Annotated in this window: 10 protein-coding genes; 9 read left to right on the top strand and 1 reads right to left on the bottom strand. The window is 30.3% G+C overall.

Annotated elements, in window-relative coordinates:
* Window position 1: 1 nt before the first annotated feature.
* The 9 genes from AQ1685_RS02125 (at window position 2) to sufD (ending at window position 10205) form a co-directional block, all read left to right on the top strand.
* Window positions 2-1342 carry a hypothetical protein gene (locus AQ1685_RS02125; RefSeq protein WP_173862339.1) on the top strand — a complete coding sequence of 447 codons (1341 nt, stop codon included), beginning with the start codon at window positions 2-4 and terminating at the stop codon, window positions 1340-1342.
* 3 nt (window positions 1343-1345) lie between these two features.
* Window positions 1346-2122, top strand: a complete 777-nt coding sequence (locus AQ1685_RS02120) for an MbnP family protein (protein ID WP_095069090.1) — start codon at window positions 1346-1348, stop codon at window positions 2120-2122.
* Window positions 2112-3179, top strand: a complete 1068-nt coding sequence (locus tag AQ1685_RS02115) for a cytochrome-c peroxidase (protein ID WP_231970235.1) — start codon at window positions 2112-2114, stop codon at window positions 3177-3179. Before AQ1685_RS02120 ends, AQ1685_RS02115 begins: the two co-directional genes overlap by 11 nt.
* A 127-nt stretch (window positions 3180-3306) precedes the next feature.
* Window positions 3307-3636: a HesB/IscA family protein gene (locus tag AQ1685_RS02110; protein WP_095069089.1), complete on the top strand. Its 330-nt coding sequence runs from the start codon at window positions 3307-3309 to the stop codon at window positions 3634-3636.
* A gap of 29 nt (window positions 3637-3665) precedes the next feature.
* Window positions 3666-5114: a Fe-S cluster assembly protein SufB gene (gene sufB, locus AQ1685_RS02105; RefSeq protein WP_095069088.1), complete on the top strand. Its 1449-nt coding sequence runs from the start codon at window positions 3666-3668 to the stop codon at window positions 5112-5114.
* 62 nt (window positions 5115-5176) lie between these two features.
* Window positions 5177-6625, top strand: a complete 1449-nt coding sequence (locus AQ1685_RS02100) for an NHL repeat-containing protein (RefSeq protein WP_162288544.1) — start codon at window positions 5177-5179, stop codon at window positions 6623-6625.
* Between the two features lie 17 nt (window positions 6626-6642).
* Window positions 6643-8088, top strand: a complete 1446-nt coding sequence (locus AQ1685_RS02095; protein WP_095069086.1) for an NHL repeat-containing protein — start codon at window positions 6643-6645, stop codon at window positions 8086-8088.
* A 25-nt stretch (window positions 8089-8113) separates the two neighbouring features.
* A complete protein-coding gene (gene sufC / locus AQ1685_RS02090) occupies window positions 8114-8866 on the top strand; it encodes a Fe-S cluster assembly ATPase SufC (RefSeq protein ID WP_095069085.1) in 753 nt (250 codons plus the stop codon).
* Between the two features lie 25 nt (window positions 8867-8891).
* The gene (gene sufD / locus AQ1685_RS02085) at window positions 8892-10205 is read left to right on the top strand and encodes a Fe-S cluster assembly protein SufD (RefSeq protein WP_095069084.1); all 1314 of its coding nucleotides are present in this window, start codon (window positions 8892-8894) and stop codon (window positions 10203-10205) included.
* A 95-nt stretch (window positions 10206-10300) separates the two neighbouring features.
* Here the strand turns inward: sufD and AQ1685_RS02080 are convergent, their stop codons facing one another.
* The gene (locus AQ1685_RS02080; RefSeq protein ID WP_095069083.1) at window positions 10301-12835 is read right to left on the bottom strand and encodes a trypsin-like peptidase domain-containing protein; all 2535 of its coding nucleotides are present in this window, start codon (window positions 12833-12835) and stop codon (window positions 10301-10303) included.
* Window positions 12836-13196 lie beyond the last annotated feature (361 nt).

Here is a 13196-nt window from a genome sequence, read left to right as displayed (position 1 = left end):
GTTGATTAAATTCAGATACATATTAATCTTAAGTATTTTCACGATTTTCCTTTCTTGTGGAAGTGATAATGACTCGGGGGTGATTACTAATCCTACTCCTACTTTTCTAGGAGAACTAGATTTTACTAAGACTTTTGGCGGAACAAGAAATGAAATTGGAAATTCAATTGTAGCGACAAATGACTCTGGTTATGCCATCTTAGGTTATGTAGACAGTGCCGATGGTGATGTAATGAATAGAACTACAAATGATTCAGATTTTTTAGTTCTTAAATACGACGCAAACGATAATTTACAATGGCAAAAATCATATGGTGGCTCTAAAGATGATAGAGGAAACGCTATCATACAAACTAACGATAATGGATTTGCCTTAATTGGTTTTAGTAAAAGTAACGATGGCGATGTAGGCCAAAACGAAGGAAACTCAGATTTTTGGTTTATTAAACTTTCTCCTTCTGGCGATATTAGCTGGAAAAAAACTTTTGGATTTCTTGGTAATGATTTTGGAACATCTGTAATTCAAACTTCTGATAATGGTTTTTTAATTGTTGGGGAATTAGATGTTACGTCATCTGGAGGACAAGGAAATTCTAGACTTATAAATAGACATGCAGGTGGAGATTTCTGGGCAATTAAATTGGATGCTTCAGGAAACACTGAATGGACAAAATTTTTCGGTGGAACTTTTACTGACACAGCTCTAGACGTTATTCAAACTGAAGATAATAATTTTATCATTTTAGGAACTTCCGACAGCTCAGACACAGATATTTCTGACCCAAAAGGTGATTATGATTTCTGGATTATAAAGATTGATAGCACAGGGAAATTGATCTGGGAAAAGAATCTTGGAGGTTCACAAATAGATAAAGCCGCTAAACTTACTAAAACTAGCGACGGTAATTTTATATGTGTTGGAAATACTAGAAGTTCTGATAAAAATATCTCAGTTAATAACGGAGGTGGAGACCTTTGGATTATTAAAATTTCTACTAATGGAAATATTATTTGGGAAAAAACTTATGGTGGTACAAATTTCGACGATGGAACTTCAATCTCACCTAGCAAAAACGGAAATTTCATTTTAGTTGGAAATTCTAGAAGTACAGATAATCAATTTTCTAACAACGGGCAAAACGATGCTTGGATTTTAAAAATATCATCTGAAGGAAATACAATCTGGCAAAAATTTATAGGCGGAAGCAATATAGATCTACTTCACGATGTTATTGAATTAGATAATGAAAACATTGTTGCTGTAGGAGAAAGTAACAGTAACGATATAGACATTTCAGAAAACAAAGGTTTTTCTGACCTATTAATAGTTAAAATCAAATAAATAATGAATAAAATAATAGTTTCACTAATAACTCTTTTACTTTTCATCTCTTGTTCTAGCAATGAAGATGACACTTTACAAAGTAAAAAAATCACAATAAACTTTGTTCATAAGTGGGATGACACAGTTGTTACAAAAGCTGATTTTAATACTGAAAAGTTTGAAACTAGAAATGAAGACAAAGTTAGTATTGAACGTTATAGATATGTTTTGTCTAATATTAAGTTAGTAGACGCTAATAATAATGAAACCAATTTATCTGATTATTTACTTATTGATCTTGGTGAGGAACAAAACCTAACTTTTGAAACCGACAAAACTGTACTCAACGGAACTTACAGTTTAGACTTTACATTTGGTTTTACTGATGAAGATAACAAAGACGGAGAATATGCAGATTTAAATTCTGCTAACTTTAATGTACCTGCAATGTTAGGAGGTGGATATCATTACATGCAGTTTGATGGAAAATATTCAAGCACTACGACTACAACACCTTCTGGATTTAATTATCATGCTATTAAAGCTGCAAATATTATAGATCCAGCAAATCCCGTATATCAAGATACATCTATCGCTGTTAAATTAACAGATATTGAAGTTACCAATAGTGATATTATCATCAACGTAAATGTTGACATTAACCAATGGTTTGAAGATCCTAATACTTGGGATTTAAACACATTAAACCAGATGTTAATGCCTAATTTCGATGCGCAAATTTTAATGAATGCTAATGGCGCTACAGTTTTTAGTTTAAGCAGTGATAGTGATTCGTAATTACATATTTGTTTTTATAATATCTATTTTTATTTCTTGTTCTTCAGACACTAATGAAGAACAAGAAACATATACTCCAGTTCCTGTTTCACTCAAAACACCTAAATTATTTAGTGATAAACTTATTGCCCCTATAATCCCAAGTACAAATCCAACAACTAAAGAAGGAATTCGATTAGGTAAAAAATTATTTTTCGATCCTATTTTATCTTCAGACAACTCTACATCTTGTGCTTCTTGTCATGATCCAAAAAAATCATTTACAGACAATTTACGGTTTAGCGAAGGAGTAAATAATAAAATTGGAACTCGTAATTCTATGCCATTATTTAATTTAGCTTGGAATTTTGATGAACGTTTTGCGTGGGATGGTAAAGAATTTGGTTTAGAAGCGCAAGCATTCGAACCTGTTACTAATCCTTTAGAAATGAATAGTGACTGGAAAGTTATAGCTACAAAACTTAAAAACCACAATGAATATCCGCTATTATTTAAAGAAACATTCGGTGATATTGAAATAGATTCAAACTTAGTGGTTAAAGCTATTGCTCAGTTTGAAAGAACTTTAATTTCTGGAAATTCTAAGTTTGATAAGTTTCTAAACAATGAAGTTGAACTTACTCCTGAAGAACAAAATGGTTTTAATGTTTTTATGGAAGAAAGCAGAGGAGACTGTTTCCATTGTCATGGAAGCGAAAACAATCCACTATGGACTAACAATAAATTCCACAATAACGGATTAGATGAAAACTTCACAGATTTAGGTTTGGGTGCTATTACTGGTGACCCTAATGATAACGGAAAATTTAGAACTCCATCACTACGAAACTTAGCATTTACCGCTCCATACATGCACGATGGACGTTTTGCCACACTTGAAGAAGTAATTAATCATTATTCAGAAGGCTTAAAAAACTCTCCTACTATAGATCCACTAATGAAAAAAGTTGCTCAAGGTGGAGTACGCTTAACAGATAAAGACAAAGCCGACTTAAAAGCATTTCTTCTAACACTTTCGGATACTGAATTCATAAATAATCCTGATTTTCAGAAATAACTATTAAACTTTTTCGACAAAATAGTTAAACATTATAGTTGCATAGATCATATTCATTCTAAAAATAGGATAATATGACATTTTGTATTTATCTTTGCATTCAATTTAGACTTAATCAATTTAAAGTATGATAAAAGTTTCAGACACAGCTAAAAAGAAAGTTGTTCAATTAATGACCGAAGATGGTTTTGATGCTACAAACGACTTTGTACGTGTTGGCGTTAAAAGCGGTGGTTGTTCAGGACTTTCTTACGATTTAAAATTTGATAATTCACAAGAAGAAAATGATAAACTTTTTGAAGATAATGGCGTAAAAATTATTGTTGACAAAAAGAGTTTCTTGTACTTAGTAGGAACTACCTTAGAATATTCTGGTGGTTTAAACGGTAAAGGATTTGTATTTAACAATCCAAATGCTAATAGAACTTGTGGTTGTGGAGAAAGCTTCTCTCTATAACATTCATTCCAACAACTGAAAACTTGACGATGAGTAAATATACAGAAGACGATTTAAGAGAAGAGTTAAAAACCAAAGAATATGAATATGGTTTTTATACTGATATAGAAAGTGAAAAATTTCCAAAAGGACTTAATGAAGACATAGTTCGTGCTATTTCTAAAAAGAAGAACGAACCTGAATGGATGACTGAATGGAGATTAGAAGCTTTTAGAATTTGGCAAGAAATGGAAGAGCCAGAATGGGCTAATGTTAACTACGAAAAGCCTCAATTCCAAGATATCTCATATTATTCTGCACCTAAGCAAAAACCAAAATTAAATAGTTTAGATGAAGTAGACCCAGAAATGCTAGCTACTTTCGAAAAACTAGGTATTTCTTTAGAAGAACAAAAACGTTTAGCTAATGTTGCCGTTGATATCGTTATGGATTCTGTTTCTGTAGCTACTACTTTTAAAGAAACTTTAGCTGAAAAAGGCATCATATTCATGCCTATTTCAGAAGCTATTCAAGAGCATCCAGAATTAGTAAAGAAATATATTGGTTCTGTAGTTCCTCCGACAGATAACTTTTATGCTGCATTAAACTCAGCGGTTTTCTCTGATGGATCTTTCTGTTATATTCCTAAAGGAGTTCGTTGTCCGATGGAATTATCTACGTACTTCAGAATTAATGAAGGCGGAACAGGACAATTTGAAAGAACTTTAGTAGTTGCTGATGAAAGCAGTTATGTATCTTACTTAGAAGGATGTACTGCACCTCAACGTGATGAAAATCAATTACACGCAGCTGTAGTTGAGTTAATTGCAATGGATGATGCAGAAATTAAATACTCTACGGTTCAAAATTGGTTCCCTGGTGATGCTGAAGGAAAAGGTGGAGTTTTCAACTTTGTAACAAAAAGAGGTTTATGTGAAACAAACGCTAAGATTTCTTGGACTCAGGTTGAAACAGGTTCTGCTGTAACATGGAAATATCCAAGTTGTGTACTAAAAGGTAATAACTCTGTAGGGGAATTTTATTCAATTGCAGTAACTAACAATTACCAACAAGCAGATACAGGAACAAAAATGATTCACTTAGGTAAGAATACAAAGTCAACTATCATTTCTAAAGGTATTTCTGCTGGTAAATCACAAAATAGTTATCGTGGTTTAGTTCAGATCGGTTCTAGAGCAGAAAATGCAAGAAATTTTTCTCAATGTGATTCTTTATTAATGGGTAATGAATGTGGAGCACACACATTCCCTTATATTGAAGCTAAAAATAAAACAGCTCAAATAGAGCACGAAGCAACTACAAGTAAGATTGGTGAAGATCAATTATTCTACTGTAATCAACGTGGTATCGATACTGAAAAAGCCATTGCACTTATTGTAAATGGATTCAGTAAAGAAGTGTTAAACAAATTACCGATGGAATTTGCTGTAGAAGCACAAAAATTATTAGAAATTTCTTTAGAAGGAAGTGTAGGATAATTCTTACTAACATGTATAAATTCAACAATTATATAAAAAAAACATTGTCCCTTTTGTCATCAATGTTTTTTATCCTAAATATTCTTGGTCAATCAATAGAAATTGACACAGATTATGGAGTAAATGGATTAACTGAAATTTTATCCACTTCAAACACGTCTGTTCAACCATATTCTAAACAATTAAATGATGGAAGTTTATTAGTTTCTACTTCAAGATATTTAGAGGCTGAAGATAAACATGAAGAAGTAATTGTTAAATATAAACCAGATGGAAGTATTGATACTTCATTTGCAAACAATGGAGTTTATGTTCTTGATATAGATTTAGAAAACACTAGTGTATTATACGATGATAACGGAATAGAGCTATTTTTAGATGAAAGTGAAAATATCTATTTATATCTATCTCCTTTCAAGAATGCTATCGTCAAATTAAATAGTGAAGGTGTTTTAGAGACTAGTTTTGGTACTAATGGTTATCTAATAACTGTTGATGATCAATATGAAAACTCTAAAAACGGAAGAGTTATAGCATATGACGAAGGTATAATAGTAGGACTTGTTAAAAAAGATGATCCACAAATCAGAATTTTAAAAAAGTATACATCTAATGGAAGTATAGACAATACTTTTGGTAATAACGGTATTTTATCTGTTCCTTATGAGGGTAGAATGTTTAAATTAAATGATGGAGATTTTATTTTAAGCCAAAAGTATGAAAGCGGAACATTAGGATTTATAAAAATATCTCCTAAAGGTAATATTGATAATTCTTTTGGGAATAATGGTCAAGTTCTATTTGATAAAGAAGGATATTTAAATTATCATGAAGCATCTAATAATGCTTTATATGTTAGTTTAACCTCTTTTGAAGAAGTAAATGGTGAAACTAAAATAAAAACCAACATATATAAATTTGATGCAAATAGCGGTGAAAAAGACATGGATTTTGGCACAAATAGTACGGTAGTTATTGAAGACGTTTTTGTTCAAGAATCATTTACAGAACTAAATGATAAATTATATATCCATGGACTAAACTTTAAATCTTTTGATACCCATATAGCTTCTTTGAATTTTGATGGGACAATTAATAGCTCTTTTGAGGATAATGGTACCTACATTGAAAACTTAAATACTACTAAAGAATTTTCAATTAGTATATTTCCTTCTGAAAATGCTTTGATAATAGTAGGTAAAACTATACAGAATGGTACAAACCCAACAAAGCATTTTTCTAAAAAATATAAATTATCAAATGCTACCGCTTCAATAGATGAAATAGAAAAACAAAAAATCGTTTTTGAAAACCCGATTAAAGATAAAATTGAAGTAAAATCTACAATATCTCAAATTAATCGATTAGATATAATTTCATTAAATGGAAGATTAATAAAATCTTCTAAGTCAAACATTATAGAAACAAAAAATTTACCTAGTAATATCTACATATTAAATAGTTATTTAGAAAATGGAAATATCATTAGGAAAAAAATAATTAAAAAATAGCAGTTCAATTACAAAAAATGAAAAAAATATTATTTTCTTTTTTATTACTTAATTTTAGTCTAAATGTTTTTAGTCAATCGATAGATATTGATAATAATTATGGAGATAATGGAGTTACAGTTATTTCTTCTAAAACAACTAATGACCCTACTAGATCTATTTTATTAGCTGATGGTAGCTTATTAATGTCAGTATTAAAATACAACGAAACTACGAGTAGTCACGAATCAGTTATAATTAAATACACAAGTCAAGGAGAAATCGATACGAGTTTTGGTAATAACGGTATTTATACTTCTGATATTGATGATGACAATGGCTTAGATACTTTTATTGATAGTAATGGAAATATTTTTCTTACTGGTCAAGATTTTAACTTGGATAAAAATTTTATAGTAAAAGTTACTCCTAATGGTGTAAATGACACGAGTTTTGGTAATAACGGAAAAAAGGAAATAGATCCGAAATATATCAATCTTAGATATTTTTTTAGAGATGATTATATATATGTTGGAGTAAATTATTCAGGGGCAACTTCAAGTGACCAATACGGAATAAAAAGACTTGATCTAAATGGTGATTTTGATACTTCTTTTGGTTCTGGAGGTATTATTAGTATAGATAATTTTATTAATGAATTCTATGTAACAGAATCTAATGAGTTTGTTATTGTAGGATCTGATTCAAGTTTTTCTACTTTAACCATATCTAAACACAATACTGATGGAACTTTAGATACAGATTTTGGGACAAACGGTATTTTATTTACAGGAAGTGGTGATACTTCTGGCAGATACTTTACTTTTAATGAAGCTCAAAATAACTTATTTATGACTATTGGTAATATTGGAGCGAACACATATTCTGAAATATATAAGTATAACTCTAATGGAGAATTAGATAATAATTTTGGAACATCAGGAATAAAAACTGTTGATAATTATTATTTAACTAACTTAAAACTGTTGAATCAAAGTTTATACGTGTTAGGAATTAAATTTGATACTTTGGATACACAAATCCTTTCTTTTAATTCAGTTGACGCTTCAACAAATACTAATTTTGCTGATAATGGAATTTTTATAGAACCAACGACTTTCACCCAGTTTGCTATAAACTTACATTTAAGAGAAGATTATCTCATTGTAACTGGTAAAAACCAATATGCAAGTGATAACGTTGAACATTTTTCCTCAAAATATACATTGGTATTCTCAACAGCTTCTACAAAAGATATAGAAACACAAAAAATCGTTTTTGAAAATCCGATAAAAGATATTGTTGAAGTAAAAGCAGCATTATCTAAAGTTAATAAATTAGATATTTTTGCTTTAAACGGAAAATTGATAAAATCCTCTGAATCTAATGTTATTAGAACAGATGAATTACCAAACAATGTTTACATTTTAAATAGTTATTTAGATAATGGAAACGTTGTGAGTCATAAAATAATTAAGAAATAAACACTGACAATTAATAGCATATACAATGTTAAAAATAGAAAATTTACACGCAGAAGTAGAAGAAAAATCAATCTTAAAAGGATTGAATTTAGAAGTAAAAGCAGGAGAAGTACATGCAATTATGGGACCTAATGGAGCTGGAAAAAGTACAATGGCTTCTGTTATTGCAGGTAAAGAAGAGTATGAGGTAACTTCTGGAACTATTGAATTGGAAGGTGAAGATATTAGTGAATTAGCACCTGAGGAAAGAGCACACGCTGGAGTATTTTTATCATTCCAATATCCTGTAGAAATTCCCGGAGTAACCGTAACAAATTTTGTTAAGACATCTATCAACGAATCAAGAAAGGCACAAGGTTTAGAAGAAATGCCTGCTAAAGAAATGTTACAAAAAATTCGTGAAAAATCTGAATTATTAGAAATTGATCGTAAATTCTTATCTCGTTCTTTAAACGAAGGTTTCTCTGGAGGTGAAAAGAAACGTAATGAGATTTTTCAAATGGCAATGTTAGAGCCTAAATTAGCGATTTTAGATGAAACAGATTCTGGTTTAGATATCGATGCATTACGAATTGTTGCAAATGGTGTAAATAAATTAAAATCTAAAGACAACGCTGTTATAGTTATCACGCATTACCAACGTTTATTAGATTATATCGTGCCAGATTATGTACACGTTTTACACGATGGTAAAATCGTTAAAACTGGAGATGCTTCTTTAGCTTTAGAATTAGAAGCTAAAGGATACGATTGGATTAAGGAAGAAGTGAACTCATAATTCATTTGAAAAACAACACTAGAGAATGGAATTAAAAGACAAATTAATATCATCATACGTTGCTTTTGAAAATGGATTGGATGTGAATTCTGATGTTCATGATATTAGATCAAAAGCGCTTCAAAATTTTGAAAAGTTAGGTTTCCCTACGAAAAAATTAGAAGCATGGAAATACACTTCTTTAAATTCAGTTTTAAAGGAAGATTATAGTTTATTTCCTAAAGCTGAAAAAGCTGTTGAATTAGCAGATGTAAAGAAATATTTCATACACGATATCGATACGTATAAAATCGTATTTATAGATGGAAAATATAGTTCTTTTTTATCTGAAACTACTCACGATAATATCGATGTTTGCTTACTATCATCGGCTTTAGATAAGGCAAAATATAAACCTGTAATAGAAAACTATTTCAATAAAATAGCAAAAGAAGACAATTTAACATCGTTAAATACTGCATTTGCTAACGAAGGTGCTTACATTCATATTCCTAGAAACGTTGAAGTAGAAAAACCTATACAAATTATCAACTTTACTACTGGAGCAGAAAATGCAACTATGGTACAACCTCGTAACTTAATTGTTGCTGATAGAAATGCTCATGTACAAATTATTGAGCGTCATCAAAGTTTAACTGACCATACAGTATTAACGAATTCTGTAACTGAAATTTTTGTTGATACTCATGCAAATGTAGATTATTACAAAATTCAGAATGATAACATTAATGCTTCTTTAGTTGATAACACTTATATAGAACAACAAAAAGAGAGTGTTTGTTCTGTACATACTTTCTCTTTCGGAGGAAATATTACTAGAAATAACTTAAACTTTTACCAAAAAGGAGAACATATTAATTCTATTCAAAAAGGAATTACTATTCTTGAAGGTAAACAACATGTTGATCATCATACATTAGTACATCACATTGAGCCAAACTGTGAAAGTCATCAAGATTATAAAGGAATTTATGGTGATCGTTCTACAGGAGTTTTTAATGGTAAAGTAGTCGTTGAGAAAGAAGCTCAGAAAACAAATGCTTATCAACAAAATAATAATGTTTTAATTAGTGATAAAGCAACTATAAATGCAAAGCCTCAATTAGAGATTTTTGCTGACGATGTAAAGTGTTCTCATGGTTGTACAATCGGTCAATTAGACGATCAAGCATTATTTTACATGCAACAAAGAGGAATTCCAAAAAAAGAAGCTAAGGCTCTTTTAATGTATGCTTTTGCAAATACTGTTTTAGAAAGTGTTAGAATTCCGGAAGTAAAACAAAGAATTAATAAATTAATCGCTAATAAGCTAGGAGTTAACATCGGTTTTGACTTATAGATTTTAGTATTTAATTTTAAGAACAAAATAAAAACCCTCTTGATTTTCAAGAGGGTTTTCTAGTCAATTCAATTAATAATTATACTACTTATTTATTATTCATTGATAATAAATTTCTTTTTAGTTACTATAGATTTATTTTCTATTCTCAGAATATAAACTCCTGTATTCAGGTCACTTGTTTGTATGACTTTACTTGATGTTACATTTCCTTTTTTAACAACTTGCCCTAACATATTTATCACAGCATAAGACGCATTATTTAAACTTCTATCAGGACCAAATAATTGTAAAGCACTTCCTCTTTTTAATGGATTAGGCGCAACCTCAACAGCCGTAAACAAATCTTCATCTTCATCTCCTAATACATCTACTCTTGTTCCGAAAGATTCTGCAACAACTACATTAGCGTTTTCACAAGAACCTTCATAAATCCTAACGTTAGAGAATGTAGAGTTATTTCCTGAACCTGCATCATTATCATTAATAAATACTAAACGATCCATATTACCAGTATAAGAACTTCCTACAGGTATAGTATATGTTACAGTTCCGTTTGTGTAATTATCAAAATTGGTAACTCCATAATTTTGAGTTCCATGTAATTTAAAGTAACGAGTAGAAGTTAATGAGTTATCATCTTCAAAACCTATTCCGTGAATTTCACCTTGAGATGTACTTGAGAATTGGAATTCAATTACAGTGTTTGCGGTAACTGTATAATTCATTGGAAGATATTTCCAAGTATTATTTGTTAACGTTAAAGATGTCCCAGAATTAGCTACAGAAAAATTTCCATCAGAATCTTGGTTTGAAAATGAAGTAATTGAAAAATCATTAAAATCTAAAGCTGCACAAGCTGGTGGATTAGTATCTCCACCTCCAGCAGTTAATGATAAATCATCTATTGCTATATCACTAGACCAGCTAGTACCTGTTGTTCCTACAAAACGTAATCTTACTTCACTTTGTCCTAAATAACTGCTTAAATTAACAGAAACACTATTCCATTGATTTCCTTTATTGTCAGAATCATTCCATAAACTAGTCCAAGTAGCTCCATCTGTAGAAGCTTCTAAACGTAAAGAACCAACACTAGTTCCAAACATATGATTACTGAAAGAAAAAGTTGCTGAAGATAAACTAGAAAGATCAAAACAAGGACTTTCTAAGATTGCTATTGCGTTAGAACCAATTTGACCTGTACTTCCATTTGTAGATGCTTCTAAAAATAGATAGAAATTACCGTCAGCTCCCGCACTTGGTCCTGTTCCAGAAGATGGAGTACCAGAAGCATCTCTAACCCAGTTTCCATCGTCTCCAGTTGCTTGAGTCCAACCAACATTAGATTCGAAGCTCTCTCCGTATGGAAAAGAATTTACAGTAGAAGTACATTGAGTTGGATTTGGTGGATTTCCTCCACCACCGTTTCCATCTACACCGTCATTTGGCATATCATTACCAATAGAAGAAATTAAATCATCACTTCTACCAAATGAACCATTAGGACATTCACCTGTATTATGAATTGCTAAAACTAAATGAGAATTAAAATCAATTACAGGAGATCCAGAACTTCCTCCTTCAGTATCAGCAAAATAGTTAATTGTTTTTTGTGGTACTCGTGGCGTTGCGCAATTACCAACACAATTCACTGTAGAAAAACCATTATCTGTATTTACAGAAATTTCTTTTCTTCTTCCTCCTGGGTGCTGTGGTATATATATTCTATCACCTGCTGAAGGTAAAACAGAGCTTAAACTTAAGAATCCGTAAGTTGCGGTTGGATTAGTTGGTAATCTAACTAAAGTATAATCTAAACTAGAACTTGTTTTAATAAAAGTTGAAGAAGAAGCTACAACATCAGAACTTGCTGCACTACTTCCAGAACAATTTGTATTTTGAAAATTAAAAACAAAATCTGTGTTTTGAGCAGCAGAAGAAGAACCAATACAGTGATTATTGGTCATTAAATGACCTTCACTTCCTAATAACCAACCTGTACAACTACTACTACCGTTAATAATTAAACGACAAACAGCTTTAGCTTTCTCAAACATTTCTGTTCCTTGGTAACAAGCAATTTGCTCTTTATTATCACCTGAACATATTGCCTTGCTTTGTAAAGATTTGTTTCTATCAAAAATTTCTGCAAGTTTTTCGTTGCTATATCCATAGGCCACTCTTGAAATTTCAAAACCTTTTTGATTGTCAATCTTTCCGTAAGAATATAGTTTAACTTCTACTTTATCATCAAATAAAACTTTTGACCAGAAATCACTTATCATAGTCATATCACTATCAACGATTTTTCCTTTACCACCATAGATAATTTTTTCATTTGAATTCATACCTGTGATTTCAACATAGTCACCAGGAGCTAAATCAAAATCTTTAAAATACAACTTTACGTAAGAAGAATTTTGAGAATAAAATTCCTTTTTAAAGACCATTTCTGGCTTTCCATCGACAGTTTTTAAGTTCAATTCTTTTAATTTCTGATAACTTTTTGTCACTTTAATATCAGAATTAAATTCGTCTCCAATTTTAAATGCTTTTTGTGCAAGAGAAACATTTGCACACAGAAAAATTGTGGCAAAAAAAGCCACTTTGAAAAAGATTTTTTTCATTTTTGAAGGGTTTATAGTTGGTTAATTACTCTTTAACAAATCTATAAATTATAGATAAATAATACAATTATTTACTCAAAATTATAAATAAAATACAATTATTTTTAACTTTTTAACAAAAAGATTAAACAAAACATATTTAAAACTCGAGTGACTACTCAAAAAAGTCTACAATTTAATTAGTTTACTCTTTGTTAACATTTTAAATAAAATAAAAACCTTGGTTTGTACTCGAAAAAATAGATTTTATGGAATAAAAAAAAGACTAAATTTTAACACTTTTTATTTCTTTTTTAATTTTTTTTTATTCGGTTTATGTAATGAGATGCTTTTTATCACGTCTTAATCATTGTAAATAAAT

The organism is Tenacibaculum jejuense (genome assembly GCF_900198195.1).
In the GTDB taxonomy this organism is placed as follows: domain Bacteria; phylum Bacteroidota; class Bacteroidia; order Flavobacteriales; family Flavobacteriaceae; genus Polaribacter; species Polaribacter jejuensis.
This window is presented reverse-complemented; position numbering and strand designations above follow the sequence as displayed.